Raw genomic sequence first — 14,421 nt, 5'->3', positions numbered from 1 at the left:
GCAACCGTCTTTGCGGGGGCTGCCGGTATATCGCTGCCGCGAGTGTGAACAACTGTTCGCCGCGCGGCTTCAGAGGACTCGCGGCGCAGCCCGGACCAGGGCCTGGGTGTAGGGGTGAGCTGGGGCGGAAAACAGCTGGCGCGGCGTGCCGCGCTCCACCACCAGGCCCTGATGGAGCACCAGAACCTGATCGCAGACATGCTGCACCACGGCCAGATCATGGCTGATGAACAGATAGGACAGGCCCAGCTCGCGCTGCAAGTCCTGCATGAGATTGAGCACCTGGGCCTGCACGGAGACATCGAGCGCACTGACCGGCTCGTCGGCCACGATCAGGCGGGGCCGGGTGATCAGGGCGCGGGCAATCGCGATGCGCTGGCGCTGGCCGCCGGAGAACTCGTGCGGATATTTGTCGGCATCCTGCGCGCGCAGACCCACCTGTTCCAGCACCTCCAGTACCTGGAGACGCCGCGCCTCGCGGCCGGGTTTCTCGTTCAGGGTTGCCAGCGGCTCGCTGACGATGCGCTCCACCGTCATGCGCGGGTCCAGCGACCCATAGGGGTCCTGAAACACCATCTGGAAGTCGCGCCGTGCCGCGCGCAGCGCCTGTTCACCAAGCTGATGCAGATTGCGGCCCAGCAGCTCCACCGTGCCCTCGCTGGGGCGATCCAGTGCCATGACCAGGCGCGCCAGCGTGGATTTACCCGAGCCCGATTCGCCGACCACGCCCAGGCTCTGTCCCGCCTGCAATTCAAAGCTCACGCCGCGCAGCGCCTGCAGCGGCTCGGGCTTGTGCCACAGCGATGTGCGCGGGCGCGAATAGGCTCGTTTCAGGCCGCTGGCCTTCAGCAGCATTTCGCTGGCGGCTCCTGTCGCGCCGGTAGCGGCCGGCCCGTTCATGCCTGGGCTCCTTGCGTGAGTACCTGCTCATACAGGCAGCGCGCCACATGGGGCTGGCGCCAGAAGGCCAGAGAGGCCGGAGCCGCCATGCTGGGCTGGTGCAGGGTGCGGGCCGGGGGCGGCTGCACATAGCAGTCGTCCCGGGTGTGGGGGCAGCGGCCCGCAAACGGGCAGCCTGCGGGCAGGTCCACGAGCTCCGGCACGGCGCCTGCGATGGTGGGCAGATGCCCCGCAGCTGGCGCGGCCTGGAGCTGCGGCCGGGCTGCAAACAGGCCGCGCGTATAAGGGTGGGCGCGCCTGGCGAACACGGCTTCCGTCATGCCGGACTCGACCACGGTGCCGCCATACATGACCAGCAGCTGCTCCACATTCTGGGCAATCACGCCCAGGTCGTGGCTGATGAGCACCAGCGCCATGGAATGCTCGGCCACCAGCTCCTGCAGCAGATCCAGAATGCGCTGCTGCACCGTCACATCCAGGGCGGTGGTGGGCTCGTCGGCCACCAGCAGATCGGGTCCGCAGGCCAGGGCCATGGCAATCATGATGCGCTGGCGCTGGCCGCCGGAGAACTGGTGTGGGTAGTCGTCCAGCCGCTGTGCGGCCTGTGCAATACCCACGCGCTCCAGCAGCTCGGTGGCGCGGGCGCGGGCCTGGGCGCGGCTCATTCCCAGATGCAGGCGCAGCGGCTCTGCCACCTGGCGGCCGATGCCGTGCACGGGGTTGAGGGCGCTCATGGGTTCCTGAAACACCATGGCCATGCGGTTGCCGCGCAGCGCACAGAGCCGGCGCTCGCTCAGGCCCAGCAGCTCCTGGCCGTCCAGTTGGATGCTGCCGTCCACCTGGGCATGTTCGGGCAGCAGGCCCAGCAGCGCCAGTGCCGTCAGCGATTTGCCGCAGCCCGATTCGCCGATCAGGCCCAGCGTGGCACCGCGCTCCAGCGTGAAGCTCACATCGCGCACGGCCTGGGCACGGCCACGATGAGTTTGCAGATTGATGGTGAGGTTGGAGACTTCAAGCAAAGCCATGTTGATTCAGCGCTCGCGTGTCAGTCGGGGGTCCAGCAGGTCGCGCAGACCGTCGCCCAGTAGGTTCAGGCCCAGCACCGACAGCGCTATCGCCACGCCGGGCCAGACGGCCAGCAGCGGTGCCTGGAACATCAGGGTCTGGGCTTCGCTGAGCATGCGCCCCCAGGAGGGCTCGGGCGGCTGCGTGCCCAGGCCCAGATAGGACAGGGCAGCCTCGGCCAGAATAGCCAGTGCGAACTGAATGGTGGCCTGCACGACCAGTACCGAGGCAATATTGGGCAGCACATGGCGCAAGGTGATGGCCGTGCGGCTTTGCCCGCAGGCGCGTGCCGCCATCACATAGTCGCGCGACCAGACGGCATTGGCCGAGGCGCGGGTGATGCGCGCAAACGTGGGGATGTTGAAGATGCCGATGGCGATGATGGCATTGACCATGCCCGGCCCGTAGACGGCCGTGAGCATGATGGCCGACAGCAGGGCAGGGAAGGCAAAGGTGAAGTCCGCCAGCCGCATGATGATTTCCTCGACCCAGCCGCGGCGGGCGGCAGCGATCAGACCCAGCAGCACGCCCAGCGCCAGTCCTATGCCCACGGCAATCAGGCCCACCGCAATCGAGGCGCGCGCGCCGACCAGAATCTGCGAGGCCAGGTCGCGCCCGAAGGCGTCGGTGCCCAGCCAGTGCCGGCTGCTGCTGGTCTGCAGGGCGGCATCCATGTCCATCTCGTAGGCCGAGCCCGGCGTCCAGACAAAAGACAGCAGTGCGGCGGCAATCAGCAAGGCCGTGAGCAAGGCTCCGAGCACAAAGCTGCGGTGCTGCCTGGCGCGCTGGCCAAGGCCGAGCGGCTTTGTGCGCGAGAAGGCGCGTGTCGGGTAGTCGGGCACGCGAAAGCGGGTGTCGGTCTGCCTGCTCATAGGTCGCTGGCTTTGAGGCGGGGGTCGATGGCGGCATAGAGCACATCGACGACAAAATTCACCACCACCACCATGGCTGCCAGCAGCAGCACGCAGTTGCGCACCACGATCACGTCGCGGTTGGAGATGGATTGGAAGATCAGCCGGCCCAGGCCCGGCAGATAGAACACGTTCTCCACCACGATGGTGCCGGCAAGCAGATTGGCGAACTGAAGGCCCATGACGGTGACGACGGGAATCATGGCGTTGCGCAGCACATGGCGCCAGAGCGCCGCGCCGCGTGACAGTCCCTTGGCGCGGGCGGTGCGCACAAAGTCCTCGCGCAGCACTTCCAGCACCGCAGAGCGAGTGATGCGCGCCAGGATGGCCGATTGCACCACGGCCAGCGACACGGCGGGCAGCAGCAGCGCCTGCAGCGCGGGCAGCAGGCCGCCGCCGGCTTCCTCGCTCCAGCCCGGAAAGCCGCCGGCCGAGAACCATTGCAGCTTGACCGAAAACAGCAGGATCAGAAGAATCGCAAACCAGAAATTGGGAATGGCAATGCCGATCTGGGCCAGGCCCATCAGGCCCACATCGCCCCAGCGTTTGTGGTTGGCGGCGGCCAGCACGCCCGCCGCAATGGCCAGCACGGCGGTGATGCACATGGCCATGACGGCCAGCGGCACGGTCACCGCAAGGCGCTCCCAGACCAGCTCGGTCACGGCGGAGCCATAGGCATAGCTGTTGCCCATATCGCCCTGCAGCAGGCCGCTGATCCACTGCCAGTAGCGCGTCAGCGCAGGTTGGTCCAGGCCCAGTTGCTGCGTCATGGCGGCCACGGCCTCGGGCTCGGCATCGGGGCCCATGAGCATCTGGGCGGCATTGCCGGGCAGGACTTCCAGCACGGCAAACACCACGATGGAGGCGCCTATCAATGTGGCAATCAGCGTGAGCAGGCGTTTGAGCAAGAAGATGCTCATGGCGTGAGGCGTTGTTTCATCGTGAAGTGGGCGCAGGCGGCGTGTGCGTGCTGCGCAGCATAGCGGCCATTGTGCCGTTTCCTGGAGGTGCAGGCTTTGTCCCGGATGCAGCCATGTCTTGGGGAGCTTGGGATAATGTGGGCCGATACCGAGAACTGCACAGGAGCTGGCACATGGCATTGATGATTACCGATGAATGCATCAACTGTGATGTGTGCGAGCCCGAGTGCCCTAACGATGCCATCTACATGGGTGAGGAGTTCTACGAAATCGACCCGCACAAGTGCACCGAGTGCGTAGGCCATTTTGACGAGCCGCAGTGCGTGCAGATCTGCCCTGTGGCCTGCATACCGGTGAACCCCGAATACATCGAAAGCCATGAAGTGCTGTTCAAAAAATATGAGCAGCTTACGCAAGCCAAGAAAGAAAGTTAAGGCTTTTCGGGGCTGAATTCTTTTTATATCAAGCGCAAATAGCTCCTGATTCAGGAGCTATTTTTCATTCTGCCCCAGGTTCAGGCTTCGCCACCTGCAGGCTGGACGGCATCGGGCGCCGGCTTGCGGGCAGGCTTGGGGCGGGGCGCCTTGGTGGTGTGGATGGCCAGAGTGGCCTTGTCCATCTGGCCTGCCACCATCTCGGGCCAGGCCTTGAGCGAATGCGCGATGGCGTCTTCGATCAGCTTGAGCTGGTCGGGCGCCGGTTTTTTGAGCACCCAGCTGGCGACCTCGCCCTTGTGGCCGGGATGGCCTATGCCCACGCGCAGACGCCAGTAATTGGGCGAGCCCAGTTGGGCATGGATATCGCGCAAGCCGTTGTGGCCGCCATGGCTGCCGCCGAGCTTGAGCTTTACCACGCCGGGTTCGAAGTCCAGCTCGTCATGCACGACCAGGATTTCCTCGGGCTGGATCTTGAAGAAGCGCGCCAGCGTGCCTACCGACTTGCCCGAAAGATTCATGAAGGTCTGCGGCTCCAGCAGCCAGACGGTCTGGCCGTGGATGCTGGTGCGGGCCATCAGTCCCCAGTAGCTGCGTTCGGGAACCAGACTGACCTTGAGTTCGCGCGCCAGCGCATCAATCCACCAGAAGCCGGCATTGTGCCGGGTGTCTTCATATTCAGGGCCGGGATTGCCGAGGCCGACAAACAGTTTGATCATTGCTGGATTATCTTCTTGCTAGCAAAGCTGGGCTGGCACGCTGGTTCTGCGTGGCCCAAAGAAAAAGCCCACCGAGGTGGGCCTTTTCTTGGAGTACAGCGGCAGGCGCCGTACCGAAGACACAAGAATTACTTCTTGCCCTTCTTGGCGGGAGCAGCTGCGGGAGCAGGTGCGGCGCCTTCGGCAGGAGCCACTTCGGGCAGCTTGATGGAGATCAGCGAAGGGTTCTTGTTGGCGCCACGCACCACAGCCTTCACGCCGTTGGGCAGCTTCAGAGCTTGCAGGCCCAGCACGGACTTGGAAGTCAGGGCGCTCAGGTCCACCTTGATGAACTCGGGCAGGTTTGCGGGTTCGCAGATCACTTGCAGTTCGTGCATCAGAGGAGTCACGGTGCAGTTCTCGACCTTCACGGCGGGGGATTCAGCAGCGCCTTCGAAGTGCAGGGGCACGTTCATGTGCAGCTTGGTGTTGCCGTCCACGCGCTGGAAGTCGATGTGTTGCACCAGCTTCTTGTAGGGGTGGAATTGCACGTCGCGCAGCACGACCTTGGTCACTTGACCGTTGATTTCCATGTCCAGGATGCTGGAGTGGAAAGCTTCCTTGTGCACAGCGTGCCACAGGGCGTTGTGATCGATTTCGATCAGTTGGGCTTCACCAGCACCGTAGACGATACCGGGGGTCTTGCCCGACAGACGCAGACGGCGGCTCGCACCCGTACCTTGCTTGGCGCGCTCAGTAGCGACGAATTGCATAACTAACTCCTAGATGGACGGACCGCGACCAGTCTCGCCCGATTGATAAAAGAATCTGCACCTTGCAGCAAGGCCGTGGATTCTTGCGGTGGCCTCGAAACGGTCAAACCTCCCGAAGGAGGTTTGCTTGGGCTCGAAGCCGAAAAACCAGAGATTTTAAGCGGTAAACAGACTGCTCACCGAATCACCTGTGGAAATGCGGTGAATTGTCTCGGCAAACAGGCCGGCCACGGACAGCTGGCGAATCTTGCCGCACTGCTGGGCTGCGGGGCTCAGAGGAATGGTGTTGGTCACAACCACTTCGTCCAGAGCGCTGCCGTTGCCGATGCGTTCCAGGGCCGGGCCCGAGAAGATGGGGTGCGAGCAGTAGGCGTACACGTTCTTGGCGCCGCGCTGCTTGAGCACTTCGGCAGCCTTCACCAGCGTGCCGGCGGTGTCGATCATGTCGTCCATGATCACGCAGTTGCGGCCGTCGATATCGCCGATCACGTGCATGACTTCGGACACGTTCGCCTTGGGGCGACGCTTGTCGATGATGGCCAGATCGCAACCCAGTTCCTTGGCCAGGGCGCGAGCACGCACCACGCCGCCAACGTCGGGGGAGACGACGATCAGGTCTTCGTAGTTCTTCTGACGCAGATCACCCAGCAGCACAGGGGTGGCGTAGATGTTGTCCACGGGAATGTCGAAGAAGCCCTGGATCTGGTCGGCGTGCAGGTCCATGGTCAGAACGCGCTCGACGCCAACTGCCTGCAGCATATTGGCCACCACCTTGGCGGTGATGGGCACGCGGCTGGAACGGGGGCGGCGATCCTGGCGGGCATAGCCGAAGTAGGGGATCACGGCGCAGATGCGCTCGGCCGATGCGCGCTTGAGGGCATCGACCATGACCAGCAACTCCATCAGGTTGTCGTTGGTCGGTGCGCAGGTGGACTGAACCACGAAAACGTCACGGGCGCGAACGTTCTGCTTGATCTCGACCGCGACTTCCCCATCGGAGAAACGGCCAACGTCGGCAGCACCCAGAGTGGTGCCGAGGTGCTTAACAATCTCTTCGGCCATGCCAGGATTGGCATTGCCCGTGAAGACCATGAAATCAGAGTGATGTGAATGCATTGTGCGTCCCAGTGCTGTGGGTTGCTATGACGCAAGAAGATGTTTGGCAGGGGAAGAAGGATTCGAACCTTCGCATGCCGGAATCAAAATCCGGTGCCTTAACCAACTTGGCGACTCCCCTACACAGGCCTTTTGTCGAAGACAAACAGCCTTATAACTTGTTCTCTGGAATCCAGCTGTGAAGTGGGTGTTTTTCCAGATTTTTGCAAACCCTGATCTGCCAGCTACTTGGAGCAGTGCTCAGATCAATGTTTTGCGTGATCGGTGCAAATACTGCACTTCCCGAGCCCGTCATTCTAGCATGCAATTTCAGTGATTCGAGCCATTCTCTGACTTTCTTCACTTCAGGCTGCAGACCTTCAGCGACGGGCTGCAAGTCGTTTCGGCCAAAACCGAAGTGATTTGCAGCGAAGTCGAAGATTGTAGCAGGCTTTGTATCGCGCTTCAGTGACTCGCTGGAAAAAATTCCTGCGGTCTCCAGGCCCTGTTCGGGTTTGATTACCAGAAACTGCTGCTGCGGCAGGGCGTCGCCGTCTGTCAGAGGGGTGATGACTTCACCGATACCGCTGACCCAGGCTGAGTGGCCGCAAAGAAAGAAGGGGACGTCGGCGCCGAGCTTCAGGCCAATGCTTTGCAGTTCCTGGCGCGAGAGCTTCAGATTCCAGAGACGGTTCAGCGCTATCAGCGTGCTGGCTGCATCGGATGAGCCGCCGCCCATGCCGGCCTGGGCCGGCAGCTGCTTTTCAATGCCTATGCGCACGCCTTGGGTGCAACCTGTGGCCTGCTGCAGGGCGCGGGCCGCGCGGGTGATCAGATCGTCGGCGGGCAGGGCGATGCCGTTGAGGTCCTCGCGGCTGATCTGGCCGCAGGCCGTGCGCTCGAAATGCAGCACATCATGCCAGTCGATGAGCATGAAGACGGATTCCAGCAGGTGATAGCCATCAGGCCTGCGGCCGGTGATGTGCAAAAAGAGGTTGAGCTTGGCCGGGGCCGGCACGTCATAGAGCGAGTGCATGGCGTGTATGTGTCAGTCAAAAAAACGGTGCGGCGATGGTGCCGGGCTGCTGGCGGGTCAGCGGGCGTCCTGGTCGAGAACAATGCGCAAGGAAGCCTCGGGGGGCGGGCTGGTGCGGTCGGCGCGCAGGCGGCCTTCACCGATGCGGGAAAGATCGGTTTGCCAGCCGCTGACGGCAGTGTTTCTGCCTTGCAGCCAGTCGAACAGGGCTGCAACGGGGATTTCGCTGCCGGTCATCCGGCTGATGAGTTCGGGCAGGGAGTCGGACTGGGTGATCTGATCGCCCTGCTGCAAGGTGGCTCCGGCACGTGTCCATTGGAGCCGGGCCATGATGGAGCCCAGGGGGTTGAAGACCAGCAAGGTGCCGCTTTCGGGCTGACCTTGCAACTCGAAGCCGGCGCTGAAGGATTGTTGCTGAGCATCCTGAACCTGTAGCGCCATGCGGCCGGACCAGTGGTGGCTGGCCGTCGCATCGAGCTGCAGCTGCCGCACGGGCTGGGCGCAGCCGCCGAGCATGACCGCTCCCAGAGCCAGCCCGAGGGCCGGAAGCATCTTCAAGAAGGTCGGGCGGCGCTTCATGGCGTCACTTTGAGGCGTTTGAGTGTTTCCAGCAGCGTGTCATTGCTGCTGTCCGCCTTCAGGCCCTGGCGCCATACGAGCTGGGCGCGGTCCTGCTTGCCCAGGGCCCACAGGACTTCTCCCAGGTGGGCGGCAATCTCTGCATCCTGGCGCTTGGCATAGGCCTGCTCCAGCAGCTTCTCGGCTTCGTTCAGATTGCCTCGGCGGAAATTCACCCAGCCCAGGCTGTCGGTGATGAATGGGTCGCCGGGTTCCATGTCCAGAGCAGTCTGTATCAGGGTCTGGGCTTCTTCCAGCTTGATATTGCGATCCGCATAGGAGTAGCCCAGTGCGTTGTATGCATGCTTGAAGTCGGGAGCGCGCTTGATGATGTCGCGCAGCAGGCGCTCCATCTCGCTGAAATTGCCGGCTCTTTCTGCCAGCATGGCAGTGTCGTAGGCCAGTTCCACATCATCGGGGAACTGGCTCAGCAACTGGGCCTGCAGTGCATAGGCTTCCTTGTTCAGACCGGCATCGCGCAGCAACTGCACCTCGGCAATCTGCTTGAGGCGCTTCTGGTTGGGACCGTTGGCCGGAATGGCCTGGATCAGAGCGCGAGCTTCCTTCACCTTGCCCTGGCGGGCCAGCAGATCGGCGCGGCGGGCCTGCACGCTGAGCAGGTTGGCGGAGTTGGGGATGCGCTGCAGATAGATGTCGGCTTCATCGTAGCGCTGGCGTTTTTCTGCCAGATCGGCCCTGAGCAGATAGAGCTGGGATTCGCCGGCGGAGCGGCCCACGCCTTCAGGCAGTTTGGGCAGCAGGGAGCTGAACTGTGTCAGGGATGTGTCGGCAGCATCCAGCTCGTTGTCCTGCAGTTGCAGATTGGCGAGCATGGCCCAGGCTTCGGGGAACTCGGGCGCTTCGCGGGTGATGAGCTGCAACTGGTTCTTGGCATCGGCATTGCGCTTTTGTCCCAGCAGCACGCGGGTATAGGTCAGGCGCAACTGCGGCGAGTGATTCTTTTCCAGATAGCGCTTGACCAGCGGCTCCACTTCGGCCGAGCCCGATTCCAGTAGCTCCATTGCCAGCAAGGCGATGGCGCCTGATTCGGGGCTCAGCTTGGCGCCGTTCTGCAAGGCTTGCAGTGCGGCAGGCTTCTGGCCGGCAATCAGGCGCATATGACCTATGGTCGCCCAGGCCATGGGGCCATTCTGCGGGTCCTTGAGGTCGATCTCCAGCGCCTGCTCGACCACATCGGCGGCCAGGGGCTTGTCCGAGGCATTGTTGTAGAGCTGGGTGATGGCCAGGAAGGTGGCGCTGCGATTGGCTTGCGGGGTCAGCTCGACCTCGCGGCGCAGATAGCTGGCCGAGTCTGCGATGCGGTTCATCACCACCAGGATGCGCAGCACGGCGCGATTGGCGGCGCGTGACTCGGGGTAGGCCTCCAGCCAGGCGCGGGCATTGCGCAGGGCGCGGTCACCCGAGCGGGACTGGACGGCAAGCTCGGTGGCGCGGCGATAGAGGTTTTCGTTGTTGCTGCTGCGCGCCGCTTCCATCATCAGGGCCTGGGCGTCGGTGAGGGCGCCTTCCTGGGCGGCCATCTCTCCCACCAGAATCTCGTAGAACAGCTCGGCAGACAGGGCCGCTTGCTCATTCTCACGCTCGGCGGCCCGTTCGAGATCGGTGCTTTGCTCGATCTTGTCCTGCTGGGGCGGCGGGTCGGCAGGCTGGGCGGATGCGATTGCCGATCCCATGGCCACAACGGCAGCCACGGCGAGTCCCTGAAAACGTAGAGGATGAACCATCGGCTCATAATAATCCAAGCTTGTTGAACACTTGGCGAAGAAGAGATTGCATGCCTGAGTTACCCGAAGTCGAGGTCACGCGCCGCTCTTTTGCAGACCGTATTGCGGGCGCGCAGATTGAAGCCGCCACCTTGGGAAAGCCCCTGCGCTGGCCTCTGGGCCTGCAGCCGCAGGCGCTTGCTGGCAGAGTGGTGCTGGGGGTGCGCAGACGCGGCAAGTATCTGCTGGTGGACCTGAGTGAAGGCCTGCTGCTCATGCACCTGGGGATGTCGGGCAGTCTGCGCTTCGTGGGCCGTGACGAGGAACCGTTGGGCGATGGCGGGCCGCATGATCACTTCGACCTGCAGACATCGCGCGGCTTGCTGCGCCTGCATGATCCGCGCCGCTTCGGTGCCGTGGTCTATGTTCCGGGCGAGAGCGATGCCCTGGCGCGCAAGCTGCTTGACCATCTCGGCATGGAGCCGTTGAGCGAGGGGTTCACGCTGGCGGCCTTCAAGGCCGGGCTGGCCGCCAGCCGTTCTCCCATCAAGCAGTTGCTGCTCAGCGGCAGCGTGGTTGTGGGTGTCGGCAATATCTATGCCTCCGAGGTGCTGTTTCTGTCGCGTATTCACCCGGCAACCCCGGCGCGCGATGTGGGGGCGCGCAAGGTCAGGGCTTTGTATGAGGCCATTCGCGCCGTGCTGGCCATGGCTGTGGAAAAAGGCGGCACCACCTTGCGCGACTTTTCCGCTGCCAACGGCATGGAAGGACATTTCCAGCTGCAGGCCCAGGTCTATGGCCGCGATGGCCTGCCCTGCACGCATTGCGGCGCAGCCATACGGCTCATGCGCCAGGGGCAGCGCAGTACGTTTTACTGCGCCAGCTGCCAGAAGGCCGCGAAAACTCTCTGAATTTGATAGCAAATACCTTAGCTTGAGTATGCGTTACACCCCGTTTTGACGTCACAATTCCAGGCCGGACCTGATATGTCTCGGAGCTGTCGTCAATGCATCGGGACGGGCGCTGTTCCGTGCCGCCGAGCGCAGATACTTCACAGTGATAAATATCAGGCCGGACTCTGGAAGAGCCGTAGATGCCGTCAAGGGGCAATGCTATATATTGATCAGGCGGCCAGCCTTGTCTGGCTTGCCGACTCAGACAAACAAGAGGGGTAGATGTGTCAGCTTCATTCAACGAGCAGTTCGGTCAGTATGGCGCGTGGCGACGAGGCTTTGCCACCCAGCTGCAGGATTTGCGTGAATGGTTGATTGCCCAGGATCTGCTGGACGCCTCGGTGCAGGAGCGCTTGCAGAGGCTGGAAGAGCAGATGCGCTCGGACAAGGTCATGGTGGCCTTTGTGGCCGAGTTCTCGCGTGGCAAGTCCGAGCTGATCAATGCCGTCTTCTTCGCCCATTACGGCCGCCGGCTGATGCCGGCCAGCGCTGGTCGCACCACCATGTGTCCGGCGGAGCTGGGCTGGGAGCCCGAGCTGCCGCCCTGCCTGCGTCTGTTGCCCATCGATACCAGAGAGTCGCCGGAGAGTCTGGGCCAGTGGCGCATGCGCGCCGATGCCTGGGTGCAGCACCCGCTGGATATCGCCAATGCGCAGCAGATTGCGGACACCCTGGCCAAGGTTGCCGAGGTGCGCAAGGTCTCCATCGACCAGGCCAGGGCCTGGGGCTTCTGGCATGACGACGAGACTGCCGACAACCCCATGGTCGATGCCGACGGCTGGGTCGAAGTGCCCATGTGGCGCCATGCCCTGATCAATATGCCTCACCCTCTGCTCAAGCAGGGGCTGGTGATTCTCGACACCCCCGGGCTGAATGCCGTGGGGGCCGAGCCGGAGCTGACGGTCAATCTGATACCCCAGGCGCATGCCGTGGTCTTTGTGCTTGGGGCCGATACCGGCGTGACCAAGTCCGATCTGGCCATCTGGCGCGACCATGTGCTGCCGGCAGGGGCAGGCAAGGTCGGGGACGACGAAGCGCTGGCTGCGTCGCGTCTGGTGGTGCTCAACAAGGTGGATACGCTGTGGGACAGCCTGAGCTCCGGTGCCCAGGTGCAGGCTCAGCTGCGCCGCCAGCAGCAGGACTCGGCCCAGTTGCTGGGGGTGGCGCTGGAGCGCGTGCTGCCCGTCTCGGCCCAGAAGGGGCTGGTGGCCAAGGTGGGGCACAACGACAGCCTGCTTCAGGCCAGCGGCCTGCCCGCCTTCGAGGATCTGCTGGCCAACGGCATCATGGGGCAGCGCCAGAAAGTGCTGCAGACCGCCATGCGCACCAATGTGCAGCAGCTGCAGTCGCAGGTGGAGCGCGTCATCAATATGCGCCGCGGCGATCTCGATGATCAGCTGGCCGAACTTTGCGGTCTGCGCGGCAAGAATGCGACGGTGATCGCCAGCATGCGCTCCCGCATCGAGGCCGAGCACAGGGAGTTCGACCAGAGCGCCAGCCGCATCCAGGCCATGCGCAACATCCATATGCGCATGCTCAAGGAGCTTTTCCAGCTGTTGAGTTCGACCACGTTGAAGGCCGAGCTGTCGGAGCTCAAAGAGACCCTGGATCAGCGCGGGCTCAAACTGGGCCTGCGCAATGTCTATGAGCAGACCTTCGGGCGTCTGCATGCCGTGGCTGCCAGGGTGCAGGTCCAGGCCGATGAAATCCAGACCATGATGAGTGCCTCGTTCAAGGAGCTCAATGCGGAGTTCGGTTTCTCCCTGCAGACGCCGCCGCAACTGGTGCTGTCCGAGTTCAGGGACGACTTGCGCGGCATCGAGGGCAGCTACACCCAGTACCTTGGGTTGAGCAGCGCTCTCAAGCTCAGCAGCGCCGATTTTTCGCAGCGCCTGATCAAGGCGCTGGCGCTGCGTCTGCGCACGGTGTTCGAAGCGGCATCGAACGATGTGGAGATGTGGAGCAAATCACTGACTGCGCCGGTCGATGCACAATTGCGCGAACGTAAACGCAGTTACACGCGCCGCCTGGAAGCGGTGGACCGCATCAGCGGCGCTGCCACGGAGCTGGAGGAGCGCATTGCCGACATGGAGAATGCGCAAACCCGCCTCGCAGCGCTGCAGACACAGCTGACCAGCGCATCGGCGCAGTTGCTGGATCCGCTCGGTGCAGGGCGGCCGGCAGTCGCTTCCATGCCGCTGGACATCAACCTGGTAGCCTGAAATCTTGACTCTCCCTTCGATTGCCACCGCCGTCGTGCAGTGGCAGGCCAGTCATGGCCGCAATCATCTGCCCTGGCAGCAGACCCGTGATCCTTACCGCGTCTGGCTGTCCGAAATCATGCTGCAGCAGACCCAGGTCAGCACCGTGCTGGGCTACTACCAGCGTTTTCTGGATGCCTTTCCCGATGTGGCCAGCCTGGCTGCCGCCCCTCAGGATGCCGTGCTGGCACTCTGGAGCGGCCTGGGCTACTACAGCCGCGCGCGTAATCTGCACAAATGCGCACAGACCGTGATGCAGCAATGGGGCGGGGCCTTTCCGCAAACGGCCGAAGAGCTGGCGACCCTGCCAGGCATTGGCCGTTCCACGGCCGGTGCCATTTCATCATTCTGCTTTTCAGAGCGGGTGCCGATTCTGGATGCCAACGTGCGCCGTGTTCTCACGCGGGTGCTGGCGTTTGATGCGGATCTGGCGCAGTCCAGAAATGAAAAGCAGCTGTGGGAATATGCACAGCAACTGTGCCCCACCGAGAATCTGCACGAAGCCATGCCGCGCTACACCCAGGGCATGATGGATCTGGGCGCCAGCGTCTGCACATCGCGCAAGCCCACTTGCCTGGTGTGCCCCCTGCATTCCGAATGCCGGGCGGCCCGCGCCGGCAACCCGGAGAACTATCCTGTGCGCACGCGCAAGATCAAGCGCAGCTCCGAGTCCTGGTGGCTCCTGCTGGCGGTGGATGCGCAGCGCCGCGTATGGCTGCAAAAGCGTCCGCAAGCCGGTATCTGGGCCGGGCTTTACAGCCCACCGGTCTTTGAAGACTATGCGGCACTGCAAAGCCATGCGCAGGCTGCCTGGTCTCAGGACGGGACCCGGAGCTGGCAGGATCTTCCAGGCTTTCTGCATGTGCTGACCCACAAGGACCTGCACCTGCATCCGGTTCTGGTGCCCGTCGATCAGGCCCATGCCGCTCTGGTGTCAGAGTCCGATGAATCCTGCTGGGCGGATGCAGCGGCGTGGGCCGAGCTGGGTCTGCCGGCTCCGATCCGCAAGCTGCTTGACGCCGAGCTGGCCTGA

The 14,421-nt window shown here is 63.2% G+C and carries 14 protein-coding genes and 1 tRNA gene; 4 read left to right on the top strand and 11 right to left on the bottom strand.

Translation table 11 applies throughout. The annotated features are described in order from the left end of the window. Positions 1-69: 69 nt before the first annotated feature. Genes DJFAAGMI_RS14705 through DJFAAGMI_RS14690 form a run of 4 tightly spaced genes read right to left on the bottom strand, consistent with a single transcriptional unit; the run spans position 70 to position 3,796 of the window. Positions 70-900, bottom strand: coding sequence for an ATP-binding cassette domain-containing protein (locus DJFAAGMI_RS14705; RefSeq protein ID WP_211457690.1), 831 nt, complete (start codon positions 898-900; stop codon positions 70-72). Then, positions 897-1,925: an ABC transporter ATP-binding protein gene (locus DJFAAGMI_RS14700; protein WP_211457689.1), complete on the bottom strand. Its 1,029-nt coding sequence runs from the start codon at positions 1,923-1,925 to the stop codon at positions 897-899. The genes DJFAAGMI_RS14705 and DJFAAGMI_RS14700 overlap by 4 nt, the downstream gene beginning before the upstream one ends. 6 nt (positions 1,926-1,931) lie before the next feature. Continuing rightward, positions 1,932-2,837 carry an ABC transporter permease gene (locus DJFAAGMI_RS14695; RefSeq protein ID WP_211457688.1) on the bottom strand — a complete coding sequence of 302 codons (906 nt, stop codon included), beginning with the start codon at positions 2,835-2,837 and terminating at the stop codon, positions 1,932-1,934. Further along, entirely contained in the window at positions 2,834-3,796 is a 963-nt protein-coding gene (locus DJFAAGMI_RS14690; RefSeq protein WP_003058458.1) for an ABC transporter permease, read from the bottom strand. The genes DJFAAGMI_RS14695 and DJFAAGMI_RS14690 overlap by 4 nt, the downstream gene beginning before the upstream one ends. A 173-nt stretch (positions 3,797-3,969) precedes the next feature. Here DJFAAGMI_RS14690 and DJFAAGMI_RS14685 point away from each other — a divergent pair, with 173 nt between their 5' ends. Further along, entirely contained in the window at positions 3,970-4,230 is a 261-nt protein-coding gene (locus DJFAAGMI_RS14685) for a YfhL family 4Fe-4S dicluster ferredoxin (protein ID WP_043003465.1), read from the top strand. A gap of 80 nt (positions 4,231-4,310) precedes the next feature. Here the strand turns inward: DJFAAGMI_RS14685 and pth are convergent, their stop codons facing one another. The 7 genes from pth to DJFAAGMI_RS14650 all read right to left on the bottom strand — a co-directional run bounded on the left by pth (position 4,311) and on the right by DJFAAGMI_RS14650 (position 10,195). Continuing rightward, positions 4,311-4,949, bottom strand: coding sequence for an aminoacyl-tRNA hydrolase (pth, locus tag DJFAAGMI_RS14680; RefSeq protein ID WP_211457687.1), 639 nt, complete (start codon positions 4,947-4,949; stop codon positions 4,311-4,313). Positions 4,950-5,077: 128 nt separating this feature from the next. Further along, positions 5,078-5,701, bottom strand: coding sequence for a 50S ribosomal protein L25/general stress protein Ctc (locus tag DJFAAGMI_RS14675; RefSeq protein WP_003066033.1), 624 nt, complete (start codon positions 5,699-5,701; stop codon positions 5,078-5,080). A 156-nt stretch (positions 5,702-5,857) separates the two neighbouring features. Further along, positions 5,858-6,817 carry a ribose-phosphate pyrophosphokinase gene (locus tag DJFAAGMI_RS14670; RefSeq protein WP_003058452.1) on the bottom strand — a complete coding sequence of 320 codons (960 nt, stop codon included), beginning with the start codon at positions 6,815-6,817 and terminating at the stop codon, positions 5,858-5,860. 44 nt (positions 6,818-6,861) lie between these two features. Further along, positions 6,862-6,938 (bottom strand) — tRNA-Gln (locus tag DJFAAGMI_RS14665). A 30-nt stretch (positions 6,939-6,968) separates the two neighbouring features. Beyond that, on the bottom strand, positions 6,969-7,832 hold the full coding sequence (ispE, locus tag DJFAAGMI_RS14660; RefSeq protein WP_211457686.1) for a 4-(cytidine 5'-diphospho)-2-C-methyl-D-erythritol kinase: 864 nt from the start codon (positions 7,830-7,832) through the stop codon (positions 6,969-6,971). Positions 7,833-7,889: 57 nt separating this feature from the next. Continuing rightward, on the bottom strand, positions 7,890-8,411 hold the full coding sequence (locus tag DJFAAGMI_RS14655; protein WP_211457685.1) for a lipoprotein insertase outer membrane protein LolB: 522 nt from the start codon (positions 8,409-8,411) through the stop codon (positions 7,890-7,892). After that, positions 8,408-10,195 (bottom strand): tetratricopeptide repeat protein, encoded by a 1,788-nt coding sequence (locus DJFAAGMI_RS14650; protein WP_211457684.1) that lies wholly within the window; start codon positions 10,193-10,195, stop codon positions 8,408-8,410. The genes DJFAAGMI_RS14655 and DJFAAGMI_RS14650 overlap by 4 nt, the downstream gene beginning before the upstream one ends. 50 nt (positions 10,196-10,245) lie before the next feature. Here DJFAAGMI_RS14650 and mutM point away from each other — a divergent pair, with 50 nt between their 5' ends. From mutM to mutY, 3 genes are all read left to right on the top strand, one after another. Continuing rightward, positions 10,246-11,085 carry a bifunctional DNA-formamidopyrimidine glycosylase/DNA-(apurinic or apyrimidinic site) lyase gene (gene mutM, locus DJFAAGMI_RS14645; protein WP_211457683.1) on the top strand — a complete coding sequence of 280 codons (840 nt, stop codon included), beginning with the start codon at positions 10,246-10,248 and terminating at the stop codon, positions 11,083-11,085. A gap of 266 nt (positions 11,086-11,351) precedes the next feature. Next, positions 11,352-13,349 (top strand): dynamin family protein, encoded by a 1,998-nt coding sequence (locus tag DJFAAGMI_RS14640; protein ID WP_211457682.1) that lies wholly within the window; start codon positions 11,352-11,354, stop codon positions 13,347-13,349. A gap of 4 nt (positions 13,350-13,353) precedes the next feature. Further along, the gene (mutY, locus tag DJFAAGMI_RS14635; RefSeq protein WP_211457681.1) at positions 13,354-14,421 is read left to right on the top strand and encodes an A/G-specific adenine glycosylase; all 1,068 of its coding nucleotides are present in this window, start codon (positions 13,354-13,356) and stop codon (positions 14,419-14,421) included.

The sequence above is a fragment of the Comamonas brasiliensis genome (assembly GCF_018292285.1).
Classification (GTDB): Bacteria; Pseudomonadota; Gammaproteobacteria; order Burkholderiales; family Burkholderiaceae_C; genus Comamonas; species Comamonas brasiliensis.
This window is presented reverse-complemented; position numbering and strand designations above follow the sequence as displayed.